A 15433-nucleotide genomic window follows, 5' to 3' on the forward strand; every position below is an offset into this window, starting at 1 on the left:
GACACAACAAATGAGCAACACTAATATTCGCGTCGTCACGGGCCCGGCTAACTATTTCTCCCATGCGGGCAGTCTGGCGCACCTCCATGATTTTTATACCGCTGAGCAGCTTTCCCGCGCGGTGTGGATTTACGGCGAACGCGCCATCGAAGGTGCACGCCCGTTCCTGCCTGAAGGCTTTAACGCACCGGGCGCGAAGCACCTGTTGTTCAAAGGTCATTGCAGCGAACACGACGTCGCAGAGCTGGCGCAGTTATCCGGTGATGACCGCGCGGTGGTGATTGGTGTGGGCGGTGGTGCGCTACTGGATACCACCAAAGCCCTGGCACGCCGTCTCGGTTTGCCGGTCGTGGCTATCCCGACCATTGCCGCCACCTGTGCGGCCTGGACGCCGCTCTCTGTCTGGTACAACGATGCCGGTCAGGCGTTGCAGTTTGAAATTTTCGATGATGCCAATTTCCTGGTACTGGTCGAGCCGCAAATCATTCTCAACGCCCCGGCGGAATACCTGCTGGCGGGAATCGGCGATACGCTGGCGAAGTGGTATGAAGCGGTCGTGCTGGCACCGGAACCAGAAAATCTGTCACTGACCGTCCGTCTGGGGATTAGCAATGCGCTGGCTATTCGCGATGTGCTACTCGCCAGCAGTGAAGAAGCGCTGGCGGATCAGGCGCGTGGGGAAGTGACGCAGGCGTTTCGCGATGTGGTGGATGCGATCATTGCCGGTGGCGGGATGGTCGGCGGCTTAGGCGAGCGCTATACCCGTGTGGCTGCCGCGCACGCTGTGCACAACGGCCTGACCGTGTTACCGCAGACAGAGAAATTCCTGCATGGCACCAAAGTGGCCTACGGCATTCTGGTCCAGAGCGCCCTGCTCGGTCAGGATGAGGTACTGGCGCAGTTAGTGAACGCCTACCAGCGCTTTAACCTGCCGACGACACTGGCGGCGCTGGAAGTGGACATCAACAATCATGAAGAGCTGGATCGCGTGATTACCCATACCCTGCGTCCAGTCGAGTCGATTCACTATCTGCCAGGCGAATTAAGCCCGGCGACACTGCGTGCGGCGTTCGAGAAAGTCGAGCATTTCGCCCGTTAATTCAGGCAGGCCATAACACCATAGCCGAACGGGCAATGCTCAGCAGAGTTTCACGGCTCGCACCATCGCGGGCCTGAATCGACATCCCCTGCTGAATGCTGATGTAGAGGTGCGTCAGTGCCTCTACATCCACTGAAGCAGGCAAGTCGCCCCGTTTTTGCGCCTCCTCCAGCCGTGCTTTGAGCAGAGAATTTCCCGCCGCACGCATACGGCGCACCAGTTGACCCAGCCGGTCATTGCCTTCACTGCCCACGGCGGACAACGTGACCATACAGCCGTGTGGCATGTCGGTCTGCGTCAGCATGTCAGCTGATCGCTCCAGCCATAGCCATACCGCCAGGCGTGGCGACGGTTCGCTGGTCATATGCCCCCAAATCACGGGCGCAACAGATTGCTCGTAGTGCAGTAGCACCTCTTCGTATAAATCTTCTTTGCTGCCGAATGCCGCATACAGGCTGGGCGATTTTATGCCCATCGCTTCGTATAGATCGTTCATCGACGTCGCGGTATACCCCTTCTGCCAGAAGATTTTCATCGCCTGGTTCAGGGCTTCAGTACGGTCAAACTCGCGTGGTCTTCCCCGGCTCATGGTGGCCTCCAAACATTTTGTGCTGATCGGTATATTAATCCCATTGACGGATTCAGGGAAGTGCGTTTACTTTAATTATGTATCAATCGACACATAATTTAATTCAGGAGTCACCATGTCATCATCACTTGCTGGAAAACGCGCGCTGGTTACGGGCGCGAGTCGTGGTTTAGGTAAAGCCATCGCCCTGTCCTTAGCCCGTGCAGGGGCCGATGTGGCGATCACTTTTGAAAAGTCAGCGGACAAAGCCCAGGCCGTCGCCGATGAAATTCGCGCTCTGGGGCGCAACGGAGTGGCCATTCAGGCCGACAGCGCCAGCCCACAGGCTATTCGTGCCGCCGTTGCATCCTCGGTCGAACAACTGGGCGGGCTGGATATTCTGGTCAACAACGCGGGAATTGCCCGTGGTGGGCCTCTGGAAGAGATGTCGGATGAAGATATCGATGCGTTAATCAATGTGAACATTCGCGGCGTGGTGATTGCGACCCAGGCGGTGATTGCCCATCTGCCGGACGGTGGACGCATCATTAACATCGGCAGTTGTCTTGCCAATCACGTTCCATTGCCAGGCATTGCGGTTTACTCGATGACCAAATCCGCACTGAACTCGTTAACTCGCGGGCTGGCACGCGACCTGGGCCCACGCGGGATTACCGTCAACCTGGTGCACCCCGGTCCGACCGACAGTGATATGAACCCGGCAGACGGTGAAGGAGCCGAAACCCAGCGTCAGTTGATTGCGCTTGGGCACTACGGTAAAGCAGAGGATATCGCCGACGCGGTCACCTTCCTGGCAAGCCCGGCAGCGAAGCACATCACCGGAACCGGTATTGATGTGGACGGCGGTGCCAACGCCTGATGATTAAGCCTGCCTCTGTCGCCCGGCAGAGGCAGTTGCGTAGCGGCTCGTAAAATTATTTGCCCAAAGAGGGCTAACAGCACTTCGCGCCGCCCTTGCCACCGTAACGCGCATCCTGACGCTCACGGAAGAACTCTTCGTAGGTCATTGGCGTCTGATCCGGGTGGGTTTTACGGATATGTTCAACGTAGTTGTCATAATCCGGAACGCCAATCATCATTTTGGCGGCCTGGCCTAAGTATTTACCTGCTTTAGAAAGGGTATCGAACATATTTCGTCCTCGTCCCCCCTCACCCTACCCCTCTCCCAACAGGAGAGGGAACGCTAACACCCTCTCCCGCTGGGAGAGGGCCGGGGTGAGGGAAAAAGTTAATGTGCGCTTTTCGCCTGGGTCACAATCTCATCGAGATTTTCCGGCATCGGCTCATACGGGCGCTCTTGCGACGTTGGCTTGTCGATTTTCAGCGACGCCATCGCCGTTTTCACCGAATAGAACGCCAGCACTACCACCACCACCATAAAGAAGATGGTCAGCCCGGCATCCAGACGGTTATTGAACACCAACTGGGAGAGCTGCGACTGAGTGTACTGCGCCGGAATAGTACCACTGTCGATCATCGCCTGGAACTTATTGGCAATCGCCAGGAAACCAACTTTGTTATCCGGGCTGAAGGCTTTCTGCCAGCCCGCGGTCAGGGTACAAATCAGCAACCATGCCGTCGGAACCAGAGCCACCCATGCGTAGCGCTGACGCTTCATCTTGAACAGGACAACCGCGCAGAGCATCAACGCCATTCCGGCCAGCATCTGGTTCGCAATACCGAACAGCGGCCAGAGGGTATTGATACCCCCCAGCGGGTCGACCACGCCCTGGTGGAGGAAGTAACCCCAGGCCAGCACACAGAGCGCCGTGGCAATCAGGTTTGCCGGTAACGAGTCGGTACGTTTAAGCCCCGGAGAGATCACCCCCAGCAAATCCTGCAGCATAAAGCGTGCCGCACGGGTACCGGCATCAACCGCCGTCAGGATAAACAGCGCTTCGAACAGAATCGCGAAGTGATACCAGAACGACACATCCATCATGCCGCCCAGCGCGCCGTGCAGGATGTAGGCCATGCCCACCGCCAGCGTCGGTGCACCGCCCGCACGGGAGATGATCGACTGTTCACCCACCTCGTCGGCAATGTTTTTCAACGTTTCCGGCGTGATGCTAAAGCCCCAGCTACTGACCACCTGGGCGGCAGATGCGACCACATCGGTGGTTCCCGCTGGTGCCAGCACCGCCATCGGGCTGTTCATTGCGAAGTACACGCCCGGATCGATGATACAGGCCGAGACCAGCGCCATAATCGCCACGAACGACTCCATCAGCATGCCGCCATAACCGATAAAGCAGGCTTGCCCCTCGTTCGCCAGCATCTTCGGCGTGGTGCCGGAAGAGATCAGCGCATGGAAGCCCGACACCGCGCCACAGGCAATGGTGATAAACAGGAACGGGAACAGGTTACCTGTCCAGACCGGCCCGGTGCCATCGACGAATTTCGTCAATGCAGGCATGGTCAGGGTTGGGCGCATAATCAGAATGCCAATCGCCAGACCGATAATGGTACCAATTTTCAGGAAGGTGGAGAGGTAGTCACGCGGTGCCAGCAGCAGCCAGACCGGCAGCACTGCCGCCACGAAACCGTAGCCCACCAGCATCCAGGTCAGCTGTACGCCCGTGTAATCAAAGTACGGTGCCCAGGTCGGGCTTTCCGCCACCCATCCCCCGGAGATAATCGCGAAAATCAGGAAGAACAGGCCAATGATGGAGACTTCACCAATGCGCCCTGGACGCAGGTAGCGAATGTAGATCCCCATGAAGATTGCCAGCGGAATGGTAAAGGCAACGGTGTAGGTCCCCCACGGGCTGTGGGTCAGCGCTTTCACCACGATCATTGCCAGCACCGCCAGGATGATCACCATGATCATAAAGGTCGCCACCAGCGCGATGACCCCGGCTGTCGCCCCCATCTCCTCTTTGACCAGTTCACCCAATGAGCGACCGTCACGGCGGGTAGAGACAAACAGCACCATAAAGTCCTGCACTGCCCCGGCGAGCACCACACCGGCGAGGATCCAGATCATCCCCGGCAAGTAGCCCATCTGTGCGGCTAACACCGGCCCGACTAACGGCCCTGCCCCGGCAATCGCAGCAAAATGGTGACCGAACAGCACTTTCTTGTCCGTCGGGACGTAATCCAACCCGTCGTTGTATTTTACGGCGGGCGTCATACGGGTCGGGTCGACGGCCAGTACGTTTTTGGCGATGTACAGGCCATAAAAACGATAGGCAATCAGATAGATACAGACTGCGGCAACGACTATCCACAAGGCGTTGATCTGCTCACCGCGATTGAGCGCGATGTAGCCAAGAGCAAACGCCCCGACAACGGAGAGCAATGCCCAAATTAGGTATTTCCCTGAGTTATTCATAGCGATTATCCGTGTGCGTAAAAGGAGATGTTACATTTTGTTTCTAGAACAAATCGCCAGTTTTAACAACATTGAAACATTGGAATTTCGCTATGAAACCGGGCATTTACTTCAGTGTGCTACGGGGATCACTTATACGGCGTATTTGAATGAGAATGTGGCAGAAGAATGAGAGGGGGGAGCGGGTTTGGATTTGGGGATGGTGCCGCCTGTTCCCCTCTCCCCAAAGGGGCGAGGGAGAAAACCGGCCCCAGCCCACTTCCGGTGAGGGTGAGGGGCAATACCGTTACCCGATCACCGCCGTGCTCAGCCGGCAGGTGCAGCAGCGACGGCCTTTCTCGTCGAACACCACAATCTCCCAGCTCTGATTTTGACGGCCCAGATGCAGTGGCTGGCAGACAGCCCGCACTTTCCCCTGCGACACTGCACGGTGGTGGGTGGCGTTTAGTTCCGTACCCACCACACACTGCCCATCCCCCGTCATCATATACCCGGCCATTGACCCCAGGGTTTCAGCCAGCGCGGCGGATGCGCCACCGTGCAGCAGGCCAAAAGGCTGATGCGTACGGGCATCCACTGGCATTTCGGCTTCCAGCAGATCCTCCCCGAGACGGGTATACACAATGCCTAAATGCTCAACCATCGTACTGGCGCTGGTAGCATTCAGTTCATCCAGGGTTAAATGACGTTTCCAGATCATTTATGCCCCCAGCGTCGAACCGCCATCCACCACGATATCCTGTAACGTGATGTGACTAGCGTAGTCAGAGGCAAGGAACAAAATGGTGTTGGCAATCTCATCCGGACGGGCAATTTTTCCCAGCGGAATGCCAAGCTTAAACTGTTCGCCAAAACCGGCAATGCGCTTCTGCTCCGCATCATTACTGGTCCAGAGGGTGCGCTGCATATCGGTATCAGTGGAGCCGGGTGAAACAATGTTCGCCCGCACGCCGCTGGCTGCCAGTTCAAGCCCGACCGTCAGCGCCAGGCTTTTCAGCGCCGCTTTCGAGGCCCCGTAAGCGCTCATACCGATGCGCGGTGTGTGCGCTGCGTCAGAGGCCACGGTGACAATCGCCCCACCCTGCTGCTGGCGAAACTGCTCCATCGTCGCCTGAAAGAGGTTAAACGCCCCACCGACGTTGACCGCAAATGTCTGTTGCCAGTCGTCCTGTGCGAGGGCATCCGTTGCCCCCATGCGCAAAATCCCTGCCGCGTTAACCAGCACATCCAGCCGTGCGCTCTGCGCCAGAACGCGAGAACAGACCTGCGCGACCTGCTCAGCATCGGCGATGTCCAGCACTTCGGTGGCAAAAGGGTAATGCTCGCCGTCAAAAGCCCGATCAAACCCCGTTACCTGTGCGCCCGCTTTTGCGAACGCCAGCGCCGTAGCGTAACCGATGCCTTTACCGGCCCCGGTCACCCATACCGTTTTCCCTGCAAAATCCATTATTTGACCTCGCGAGAGAGCAGCGCCCACCAGGCATCAATGGTTGGATTCTTCGCCAGCATGACGAAATCGATATCGCCATACACTTTGCGCCAGCGCGCCGCGAGCGCCATCATGCGCACGGAGTCCAGGCCGTAATCAATCAGGTTTTCATCATCGAACGGCTCGTCTGACTCATCCAGCAGCGGCAGAATCAGCGCGCGCAGAGCCGTTTTACTGGTCGGTACTGGCAGCAAGGTTTCAGTCATCACCACGCGACCAGAGCGACCCGCTACGTATTTCAGCGACATCAAATGCTCTTCGCGACTGAAGTCAGCCAGCGCATCGGCCACCATAAACGGCTTGATATCACGCATAAACGCATCGGTGGCGGTGGTCATGCAGCCGATATGCGAATACACGCCGGTAATAATGAGCTGGTTACGCCCGGTCTCTTTCAGCATCTGCTCCAGCGGCGAACGGTGGAACGCGCTGTAACGCCACTTAACCAGCACCGTATCCGCTTCGTCCGGCGCGAGGGCGGCGACGATTTGTTGCTGCTCAGGCGAACGGGTTAAGCCCGGTCCCCACATATCGTTGAGCAGCGCACGATCGTCATCGCTCTGATCTTTCGGCTGGGCGGTGTAGTAGACCGGGATATGGTGTTGCTTACAGAACTGGCGTAGCGCAGCAATATTAGCGACCACTTTTTCCATCATCGGGCAGTTATCGCCCCAGAAGTTGAGGAAATATTCCTGCATATCATGAATCAGCAGCGCGGCACGATCGGGTTCAAATGCCCATTGCACTTTGTTATCAGGAATGTCGTTCGCGGTCGGCAGTGCGTAACCGGTCAGTTTTGGAATAGCCATGTTCTCTCCTCGTTACGCCTGTGCGCGTTGTGCCAGCGACTGGCGTAATTGTTTCTTATCGACTTTGCCTACCGGAGTCAGCGGCAGCGCATCCAGACACTCAACACGGTCCGGCAGTTTAAAATCAGCCACCCCCTGCTCACGCAGGAACCGGCGAATCTCCACCGCACGCACGGGGTGTTTCACCACCAGATATGCGCAGCTCTTCTCACCCAGCAGGCTGTCTTCCATGCTGACCAGCGCGGCGTGGATCACCGCCTCATGGCGCAGCAGTAAATTCTCAATTTCTTCGGCGGCGATCTTCTCGCCGCCACGGTTGATCTGATCTTTCTCGCGCCCCTGCACGGTGATGTAACCCGCCTCATCAATGGCAATCAGATCGCCCGAGCAGTAGAAACCGTTGGCATCAAAAGCGCTGGCGTTATGCTCCGGGCTGTTGAAGTAGCCACGGAAGGTGTACGGGCCGCGCGTCATCAGGCGTCCGACCTCACCGCGTGGCAGGGCATTGCCGTGCTCATCGGCAACCCAGACCTCATCGTCCGGGCACATAGGGCGGCCCTGGGTGTTGAAAATGCGTTCCGGACTATCATCCAGCGCGGTGTAATTCACCAGCCCTTCTGCCATACCGAAGACCTGCTGCAACTGGCAGCCAATCTCATTCGGAATGCGTGCCGCCAGGGTCGCAGACAGACGTGCGCCCCCCACTTGCAGCAGGGCCAGAGAGGAAAGCTGAGTACTGTCCGCCCCTTCCGCAATCGCCTGTAGCCACAGGCTGACCGCAGGCGGAACCAGAGAGGTGACATTGATACGGTGCTTTTCAATCAGCGGGAAGCAGAGCGTGGCGCTGGGATCGTTAGCCAGAACCACGCAACCGCCCGCCAGAAACACACCCAGCGATCCTGGGGAGCTCATCGCATAGTTGTGCGCGGCGGGCAGCGCGTTCAGGTAACGGGTATCCGCGCTAATGGCGCAAATTTCGTTGCTGCGGCGGATACTGTAGTAATAGTCATTGTGGGTACGCGGAATCAGCTTCGGCGTACCCGTGCTGCCGCCGGAGAGCTGGAAGAAGGCCACTTCATCGGCAGGGGTTGGCGTTTCAATAAAGCGCGATGCCGGGGAGGCAATTGCCGCCGCGAGAGATTTATCACTGCTGTCATTAAGGAACAGCGAGACACGTACCGAAGCATGTTCAGTGGTGAAATCCTGCCAGAACGCGTCTGTCGCAAAGAGCGCATGCGCGCGGTCAGCAATCAGTAGCGCCGGTTTGATTTGCACGGCGTAAGCGTTCAGTTCAGTACGCTGGTGGCTAAAGAGCGCATTCACCGGGGCGACGCCGATTTTCAGCAGCGCAAAGAAGGTGATGTAAAACTCCGCCACGTTGCCAAGCTGCACCAGTGCGGTCTCGCCACGCTGAATGCCCTGCTCCTGCAGCCTGGTTGCAAGATTGTCAGAAGCCTGATGAAGCTGCTGATAGCTAAAACAACGCTCACCATCAATTACCGCCACCGCATGGCTCTGTGCATGGCGAGTCAGCATGTCGGTCATTGGCAGATCCAGCCAGTAACCTTTTTCGCGGTAGCGTGTGGCGAATTCATCCGGCCAACGGGTAAAGGGAACGGTCATCATCACTCCTTAATGCAGGCCAAAAACGTTAAGCATGGTGGTCAGTTTGACGCCGGTTTCGCGCCACTCTCCCGCCGGGGACGACGCAGGCACAATGCCCGCACCGGCAAATAATCGAACACGGTTTTCGTGAATGCGCGCGCAGCGGATGGTCACCACCCACTCACCGTTACCGTCGGCGTCGCACCAGCCCACAATCCCGCCAAACAGTTCGCGCTCGAACGGCTCGAGTTCAGCAATCAGCTTTTTCGCCACCTGATGCGGGAAACCGCTCAGGGCAGGCGTCGGGTGCAGCAGGCAGGCCAGCGTCAGCGCGTTTTCGCCCTTCTGCGCTGTGCCTTCAATCGGTGTTGCGAGGTGCCACAAGGTGGGTGTAGTCACCAGTTGCGGTGAATCTGGCAGGGTCAGGTTTCGGCTACGAGCCTGTAACACCTGCTTCATCGCCTGAGTCACCAGCGCATGTTCATGCCTGTCTTTTTCCGATGCCAGCAGCCTGTTGCCCGCTTCACGGTCGAGCATGTCATCGGGCTGGCGACGCGCTGAACCGGCGAGCGGCAGAGAGCTGAAGTGTTCACCGTCTTTACGTAGCAGCAGTTCCGGACTGGCACCTAATAGCACCGCCCCGCTGCTGAGTGGCACATGGAAGTTAAAGCTCGCCGGGTTCTGGGCAATCAGGCGCTCAAGCAGAATCCCGCTATCAATACGGGCATCGGTCGCAATATCAATCAGGCGAGAGAGAACGATTTTGTCCACTTCGGGCGTCGCAGTCAGCGCCGCGCCTTTTGCGACCATGTCCATGAAGACATCCTGCTGCGGAATTTCCGTACGCGTAATGACGTCCGGCGTGTCATGCCCGGAGAAGTATCGGGAGGAGCGCTGCTTAGACGGGCGCGAAAAAGTCTGCCACGAAGCGGGGATAAAGAGTTCAGAGGGCTGGGAGGTATCGAAGGGGATCGCACCCACAACGACCGGGTTGGCTATGCCCTGCGCTTTCGCATCAGTAAAAGCCTGCGTCAGCTTTTGCTGGAACGCACTTTCCGGGCTATCCCCTCCTGCGGCAGGTTCACTGATGCGGGCAAAACACCCCGAGGTCGTGAAACTGCGGAACGGCGACATAAAGAAGAACTGGTCAGATGCCAGTGTTTTTGTCGTGTGCTGAACGTCCTCAGCCAATGACGTATCCATATCATCCTCCAAACATGATAAATAAATTACGAATGATTATCATTTGAATTTAGGTCGGTAAGCTAAAGGTATTGCTCTGGAGTGTCAACCGCAGCGCATTCTGCTAATTCCGCTAACGCTTGCATCCGTCACCCTCAACGATGAAAATGAGAAGCATTAACCTCAACAAAAACAGGATGCGATTTCGTGACTCTCCCTTTGATATGCCGTAAGCCCCTTATCATGCTGGGCATTTTTGTTTTAGGACTTACCTCAGCGATGGCCGCTGACTGGCCACGCCAGGTGACCGACAGCAAGGGCAGCCATACGCTTGAACAGAAGCCACTGCGTATCGTTTCCACCAGCGTCACGCTGACCGGTTCGCTGTTAGCGATTGACGCGCCGGTTGTCGCCAGCGGAGCGACCACGCCGAACAACCGTTTCGCCGATGACCAGGGGTTCCTGCGCCAATGGAGCGATGTCGCCAAAAAACGCAACGTCGCACGTATCTACATCGGTGAACCTAATGCGGAAGCTGTAGCCGCACAGATGCCGGACCTGATTCTTATCAGCGCGACCGGCGGCGACTCCGCGCTCTCGCTTTACGATCAGCTTTCCACTATTGCACCGACATTAGTCATCAATTACGACGACAAAAGCTGGCAGGAACTGTTGACTCAACTGGGCACCATAACCGGTCAGGAAACACAGGCTGCCGCGCGGGTGGCTGAATTCAACCAGCAACTGGCCGACGTAAAAGCCAAAATGACGCTTCCGCCGCAGCCCGTTACCGCGCTGGTCTATAACCCAGGCGCGCACAATGCCAACCTCTGGACCCAGGACTCCGCACAGGGCAAGCTGCTGGCGCAATTAGGTTTTACGCTCGCCACACTGCCGCAAGGGCTTAACACCAGCAAAAGCCAGGGCAAACGCCATGACATCGTGCAACTGGGCGGTGAAAACCTGGCAAGCGGCCTGAACGGCGAAGCCCTGTTCCTGTTCGCCAGCGACCAGAAAGATGCTGACGAACTCAATGCCAATCCGCTGCTTTCCCACCTGACTGCCGTACAGAACAAACGGGTCTATGCGCTGGGAGCGGAAACCTTCCGTCTGGATTACTACAGCGCAACGCGCGTGTTACAGCGTCTGTCAGCACTGTTCGGTTAAGACACCACGGGCTGCTGTCGGAAACGGCGCAGCTCGCTGAGTACCAGCATCAACAGCACCCCGACCATCGCCAGCGCAAAACCACTGCTGCTGGCGGAAGCCGCCGGGGTCATCACTACACCTAACCCGCCTAACAGCGCCGCGCCGATGGCATCACCAGTGACGTTCTGCGCCGTCCACAAACCGTTAATGCGCCCGAGCATCGACTCCGGGGTTTGCGTCTGAATCAGCGTGTACTGCAACAGCGAGCTGATGGCACTCAGCCAGCCAAACAGCACCAGGAACAGCGCGCCCAACGTCCAGTGAGGCATCAGGCTGAACAGGCCAATAGCGACAAACGAGCCCACGCTGGCACCCAACATCAGCAGACCAGGACGCAAATGCTGCGCCAGTCGCCCACTGGTTAACGCCCCCGCTGCCGCACCGAGTGGGATAGCCGCATACAGCAGACCAATCTGCGCCGCCGACATCTGCCAGCCCATCGCCAGCGCCGGGTAGAGTACGCGCACGGCACTGGCCATCGTCAGTAAGCCTCCGAGCAGCGCAATGCCGCCAACCAGCGGGCTGCTAAGCAGGAAACGAAAACCGGCCACCAGCGAGGTGAGCGGGTGTTCACGCGCCTGGGGCGGCGGTGGCAGCACGGGTAAACCCAGCAGCGGTATCAGAGTGATAAACGATCCCGCCGCCGCCAGACCGTAGTTCCAGGCCACACCACCGGTTGCCAGCAATAAGCCGCCGCACATCGGCGAAATCACCGAGCCCAGGCGCACCGTCAGCATGGTGATGGCCCCGGCCTGCATCAGATTTTCACGCCCGACCAGCGCCGGCGTCGCCGCCAGCAGGGCCGTCACGCCAAGCGAGGCGAAGAAACCGTCCCACAAACCGAGCAGGTAAATTGCCAGCAAAGAGGGCTCCGGTAGCAAGGCGTTCAGCCATAAACCAATAAAGCCCACGCCGCAGGTACTGCGGGCAATAAGAATCAGTTTTTTACGTTCGTAGCGGTCAGCCAGCACGCCTCCCGCCATCAGCCCCACAAACATGGCGCTACCGGTCAGGGTGACGGCAAGCCCCACCTGCCAACTTGAATTTGTCATCGCCTGAATCTGAACCGGCACGGCAACGCCCAGCAGACCCAGCGATAAAATAGAGATAAAACGGGCGAGAAACACGGCGCGAAAGGCCGGATGCGTTCGCAAAAGGCTGACGTTCAGCAGCCAGGATTGTCGGTTCATTACAACGCCTTAACATGAACTTTTTTTATTCATTCCAGGGCGTACATGGTAACATACACAAACAAGATCGATAACGATAATTACTATCATTATCAAGTCAGGAAAGTATTATGTCGTTTTCCCGTTCCTCGACACGCGTGCTTACCGTTGTCGGGTTATTGATATTGCTCGTTTTGGCAATGACACTCAGCCTCTTCCTTGGCGCAAAAGCCATGACGCCCACCGTGGTACTGGATGCCCTCACGGGGAGCTGCCAGAGCGCTGACTGCACCATCATCCGTGATGCCCGTTTACCGCGAACCCTGGCTGGATTACTGGCAGGCGGTGCACTCGGCATTGCTGGCGCGTTAATGCAAACCCTCACCCGCAACCCACTTGCCGATCCCGGTTTACTCGGCGTTAACTCAGGTGCCAGTTTTGCCATTGTGGTGGGTGCCGCGCTGTTTGGTGCCGCTTCTCCGGTTGAACAGCTCGGACTGGCCTTTTGCGGCGCGTTCACGGCTTCGTTACTGGTGGCCTTCACTGGTAGTGCGGGCGGCGGACAGCTAAGCCCGGTGCGTTTGACGTTAGCGGGCGTGGCGCTGGCGGCAGTACTTGAAGGACTTTCCAGCGGCATCTCGCTGCTCAATGCCGATGTCTATGACCAGTTGCGTTTCTGGCAGGCCGGTTCGTTGGATATTCGCACCCTGCAAACACTCAAAATTGTGCTGATTCCGGTGCTGCTGGCAGCGGGAGCTGCGCTGATATCGAGCCGTGCGCTGAACAGCCTGAGTCTGGGCACGGACACCGCCACTGCGCTCGGCAGTAAAGTCGCCCGGACGCAGCTATTAGGGCTGATTGCCATCACCGTGCTGTGCGGCAGCGCCACGGCCGTTGTCGGGCCGATAGCGTTTATCGGTCTGATGATGCCGCATCTGGCGCGCTGGCTGGTGGGGGCCGATCACCGCTGGTCACTCCCGGTAACGCTCATTGCCACCCCAACGTTACTGCTGTTTGCCGATATTCTGGGCCGCTTCCTGGTACCGGGCGAACTACGCGTCTCGGTGGTCAGCGCCTTTATCGGTGCTCCAGTATTGATTGTGCTGGTGCGACGCATTCGCGGAGGTGGCCTGTGACCTCCCCTTCTCGTCGTCTGATGTGCAGTTGCCTGTTGATGGTACTCATCAGCCTTGCGCTGGCTGTCTGGGGACTGCGCAGCGGTGCGGTGATGCTCAGCGTCGGGCAAGTGATCGATGCCCTTAACGGCAACGCACCTCTCGCCATGCAACGGGTAGTGACCGAATGGCGTCTGCCACGCGTGTTTATTGCCCTTCTGGTGGGTGCCGCATTGGGTGTCAGTGGCGCAATTTTCCAGTCATTGATGCGCAACCCGCTCGGCAGTCCGGATGTCATGGGCTTTAACACCGGTGCCTGGAGCGGCGTGCTGGTGGCGATGGTGTTCTACGGACAGAGTCTTACCGCAATTGCGCTGGCGGCGATGGCCGGTGGGATTATCACCTCGGTTATCGTCTGGCTGCTGGCGTGGCGTAACGGCATTGAGACGTTCCGTTTGATCATCGTCGGCATCGGGGTGCGCGCCATGCTAGTGGCCTTCAACACCTGGCTGCTGATGCACGCTTCGCTGGAGACCGCCCTCTCCGCCGGGTTGTGGAATGCCGGCTCACTTAACGGTCTGACCTGGGCGAAAACTCTGCCCTCAGTGCCGGTGATTATCGTGATGTTTATCTTTGCCACTCTGCTTTCCCGCCGCCTGCGCCTGCTGGAGATGGGTGATGACAGCGCCTGTGCGCTGGGAGTGAGCGTCGAACGTTCGCGTCTTCTGTTGATGCTGGTTGCCGTCATGCTGACCGCCGCCTCGACCGCGCTTGCCGGCCCTATCTCGTTTATCGCGCTGGTTGCACCGCACATTGCCCGACGTCTTAGCGCCACCGCGCGCTGGGGGCTGACGCAGTCTGCGCTCTGCGGCGCGGTACTGCTGTTGCTGGCAGATATCTGCGCCCAGCAGTTGTTTATCCCCTATCAGTTACCCGTGGGCGTCGTCACCGTCAGCCTCGGTGGCATTTACCTTATCGCCTTGTTGATTCAGGAGTCCCGCAAAAAATGACCGATACAGCAGCCCGTTTGCGTGGCGAAGCCCTCACCCTGGGTTACGGTAAGAAAATTGTCGCCAGCGGCTTGAGCGTGGAGATCCCCAATGGTCATTTCACCGCCATTATCGGACCAAACGGCTGCGGGAAATCGACGCTGTTACGCACGCTGAGCCGTTTGATGACGCCGGAACAGGGGCATGTCTATCTTGATGGTGAGCAGATCCAGCGTTTCGCCAGCAAAGAGGTCGCCCGCCGTGTCGGCCTGCTGGCACAGAACGCAACCACGCCGGGGGATATCACCGTGCAGGAGCTGGTCGCTCGCGGGCGTTACCCGCATCAGCCACTGTTTACCCGCTGGCGTAAAGAAGATGAAGAGGCGGTGAGCCGTGCCATGCACGCAACGGGCGTTGACAGTCTGGCGACCCAGAGTGTGGATACTCTTTCCGGTGGTCAGCGTCAGCGCGCCTGGATTGCAATGGTACTGGCGCAGGAAACCGCCATTATGCTGCTGGATGAACCGACGACCTGGCTCGATATCAGTTATCAGATTGATTTGCTGGAGTTGCTGAGTGATCTCAACCGCGAGCAGGGCTATACGCTGGCGGCAGTGCTGCACGATCTCAACCAGGCCTGTCGTTATGCCACACATCTGATTGCACTGCGCGATGGCAAGATAGTGGCGCAGGGGGCACCGAAGGAGATTGTGACCCCGGAGTTGATTGAAACTGTGTACGGTTTGCGCTGTTTGATTATTGAGGATCCGGTAGCGCATACGCCGCTGGTGGTGCCGCTGGGCAAATACGCAGGGTGAGGTTTGGTGGGCGTTTGCCCCTCACC

General features: G+C 58.0%; 15 protein-coding genes. 6 read left to right on the forward strand and 9 right to left on the reverse strand.

The window, feature by feature from the left end; all coding sequences use genetic code 11:
• Positions 1-10: 10 nt before the first annotated feature.
• Positions 11-1099 carry an oxidoreductase gene (locus AC5JPW_RS07895; RefSeq protein WP_494239376.1) on the forward strand — a complete coding sequence of 363 codons (1089 nt, stop codon included), beginning with the start codon at positions 11-13 and terminating at the stop codon, positions 1097-1099.
• A gap of 1 nt (position 1100) precedes the next feature.
• Here the strand turns inward: AC5JPW_RS07895 and AC5JPW_RS07900 are convergent, their stop codons facing one another.
• On the reverse strand, positions 1101-1688 hold the full coding sequence (locus tag AC5JPW_RS07900) for a TetR/AcrR family transcriptional regulator (protein ID WP_494239377.1): 588 nt from the start codon (positions 1686-1688) through the stop codon (positions 1101-1103).
• Positions 1689-1803: 115 nt separating this feature from the next.
• Between AC5JPW_RS07900 and AC5JPW_RS07905 the strand changes: the two genes are divergently transcribed.
• On the forward strand, positions 1804-2547 hold the full coding sequence (locus AC5JPW_RS07905; RefSeq protein ID WP_494239379.1) for an SDR family NAD(P)-dependent oxidoreductase: 744 nt from the start codon (positions 1804-1806) through the stop codon (positions 2545-2547).
• Positions 2548-2620: 73 nt separating this feature from the next.
• Here the strand turns inward: AC5JPW_RS07905 and AC5JPW_RS07910 are convergent, their stop codons facing one another.
• From AC5JPW_RS07910 to entC, 7 genes are all read right to left on the reverse strand, one after another.
• On the reverse strand, positions 2621-2818 hold the full coding sequence (locus tag AC5JPW_RS07910) for a YbdD/YjiX family protein (protein ID WP_458043931.1): 198 nt from the start codon (positions 2816-2818) through the stop codon (positions 2621-2623).
• 98 nt (positions 2819-2916) lie between these two features.
• Positions 2917-5022: a pyruvate/proton symporter CstA gene (cstA, locus tag AC5JPW_RS07915; protein ID WP_494239381.1), complete on the reverse strand. Its 2106-nt coding sequence runs from the start codon at positions 5020-5022 to the stop codon at positions 2917-2919.
• Positions 5023-5308: 286 nt separating this feature from the next.
• Positions 5309-5722: a proofreading thioesterase EntH gene (gene entH, locus AC5JPW_RS07920; protein WP_494239382.1), complete on the reverse strand. Its 414-nt coding sequence runs from the start codon at positions 5720-5722 to the stop codon at positions 5309-5311.
• A complete protein-coding gene (gene entA, locus AC5JPW_RS07925) occupies positions 5723-6469 on the reverse strand; it encodes a 2,3-dihydro-2,3-dihydroxybenzoate dehydrogenase EntA (protein WP_494239383.1) in 747 nt (248 codons plus the stop codon). It abuts the gene before it with no gap.
• Positions 6469-7320, reverse strand: a complete 852-nt coding sequence (locus tag AC5JPW_RS07930; RefSeq protein ID WP_494239385.1) for an isochorismatase — start codon at positions 7318-7320, stop codon at positions 6469-6471. Before AC5JPW_RS07930 ends, entA begins: the two co-directional genes overlap by 1 nt.
• Before the next feature lie 12 nt (positions 7321-7332).
• Complete coding sequence (gene entE / locus AC5JPW_RS07935) at positions 7333-8943, reverse strand: (2,3-dihydroxybenzoyl)adenylate synthase EntE (RefSeq protein ID WP_494241166.1); 1611 nt, start codon at positions 8941-8943, stop codon at positions 7333-7335.
• Between the two features lie 9 nt (positions 8944-8952).
• Positions 8953-10128, reverse strand: a complete 1176-nt coding sequence (gene entC, locus AC5JPW_RS07940) for an isochorismate synthase EntC (RefSeq protein ID WP_494239386.1) — start codon at positions 10126-10128, stop codon at positions 8953-8955.
• 186 nt (positions 10129-10314) lie between these two features.
• Here entC and fepB point away from each other — a divergent pair, with 186 nt between their 5' ends.
• The gene (fepB, locus tag AC5JPW_RS07945; RefSeq protein WP_494239388.1) at positions 10315-11274 is read left to right on the forward strand and encodes a Fe2+-enterobactin ABC transporter substrate-binding protein; all 960 of its coding nucleotides are present in this window, start codon (positions 10315-10317) and stop codon (positions 11272-11274) included.
• On the opposite strand, the gene entS is transcribed toward fepB, so the two are convergent.
• Positions 11271-12506 carry an enterobactin transporter EntS gene (entS, locus tag AC5JPW_RS07950; protein ID WP_494239390.1) on the reverse strand — a complete coding sequence of 412 codons (1236 nt, stop codon included), beginning with the start codon at positions 12504-12506 and terminating at the stop codon, positions 11271-11273. The genes fepB and entS overlap by 4 nt on opposite strands.
• Before the next feature lie 110 nt (positions 12507-12616).
• On the opposite strand from entS, the gene fepD reads away from it, so the two are divergent.
• Genes fepD through fepC form a run of 3 tightly spaced genes read left to right on the forward strand, consistent with a single transcriptional unit; the run spans position 12617 to position 15407 of the window.
• The gene (gene fepD, locus AC5JPW_RS07955; protein ID WP_494239391.1) at positions 12617-13621 is read left to right on the forward strand and encodes a Fe(3+)-siderophore ABC transporter permease; all 1005 of its coding nucleotides are present in this window, start codon (positions 12617-12619) and stop codon (positions 13619-13621) included.
• A 20-nt stretch (positions 13622-13641) separates the two neighbouring features.
• Positions 13642-14610 carry an iron-enterobactin ABC transporter permease gene (fepG, locus tag AC5JPW_RS07960; RefSeq protein ID WP_494241167.1) on the forward strand — a complete coding sequence of 323 codons (969 nt, stop codon included), beginning with the start codon at positions 13642-13644 and terminating at the stop codon, positions 14608-14610.
• Positions 14607-15407, forward strand: coding sequence for an iron-enterobactin ABC transporter ATP-binding protein (fepC, locus tag AC5JPW_RS07965; RefSeq protein WP_494239392.1), 801 nt, complete (start codon positions 14607-14609; stop codon positions 15405-15407). The genes fepG and fepC overlap by 4 nt, the downstream gene beginning before the upstream one ends.
• Positions 15408-15433 lie beyond the last annotated feature (26 nt).

The organism is Phytobacter sp. (assembly GCF_059074235.1).

What these genes read in the sequence shown, in the direction of transcription:
- AC5JPW_RS07895 (WP_494239376.1), top strand. Translation starts at nt 11, where the DNA reads ATGAGCAACACTAATATTCGCGTCGTCACGGGCCCGGCTAACTATTTC.
- cstA (WP_494239381.1), bottom strand. Translation starts at nt 5,022, where the DNA reads ATGAATAACTCAGGGAAATACCTAATTTGGGCATTGCTCTCCGTTGTC.
- AC5JPW_RS07900 (WP_494239377.1), bottom strand. Translation starts at nt 1,688, where the DNA reads ATGAGCCGGGGAAGACCACGCGAGTTTGACCGTACTGAAGCCCTGAAC.
- fepC (WP_494239392.1), top strand. Translation starts at nt 14,607, where the DNA reads ATGACCGATACAGCAGCCCGTTTGCGTGGCGAAGCCCTCACCCTGGGT.
- fepG (WP_494241167.1), top strand. Translation starts at nt 13,642, where the DNA reads ATGTGCAGTTGCCTGTTGATGGTACTCATCAGCCTTGCGCTGGCTGTC.
- entS (WP_494239390.1), bottom strand. Translation starts at nt 12,506, where the DNA reads ATGAACCGACAATCCTGGCTGCTGAACGTCAGCCTTTTGCGAACGCAT.
- entC (WP_494239386.1), bottom strand. Translation starts at nt 10,128, where the DNA reads ATGGATACGTCATTGGCTGAGGACGTTCAGCACACGACAAAAACACTG.
- fepD (WP_494239391.1), top strand. Translation starts at nt 12,617, where the DNA reads ATGTCGTTTTCCCGTTCCTCGACACGCGTGCTTACCGTTGTCGGGTTA.
- AC5JPW_RS07930 (WP_494239385.1), bottom strand. Translation starts at nt 7,320, where the DNA reads ATGGCTATTCCAAAACTGACCGGTTACGCACTGCCGACCGCGAACGAC.
- entH (WP_494239382.1), bottom strand. Translation starts at nt 5,722, where the DNA reads ATGATCTGGAAACGTCATTTAACCCTGGATGAACTGAATGCTACCAGC.
- entE (WP_494241166.1), bottom strand. Translation starts at nt 8,943, where the DNA reads ATGACCGTTCCCTTTACCCGTTGGCCGGATGAATTCGCCACACGCTAC.
- entA (WP_494239383.1), bottom strand. Translation starts at nt 6,469, where the DNA reads ATGGATTTTGCAGGGAAAACGGTATGGGTGACCGGGGCCGGTAAAGGC.
- AC5JPW_RS07910 (WP_458043931.1), bottom strand. Translation starts at nt 2,818, where the DNA reads ATGTTCGATACCCTTTCTAAAGCAGGTAAATACTTAGGCCAGGCCGCC.
- AC5JPW_RS07905 (WP_494239379.1), top strand. Translation starts at nt 1,804, where the DNA reads ATGTCATCATCACTTGCTGGAAAACGCGCGCTGGTTACGGGCGCGAGT.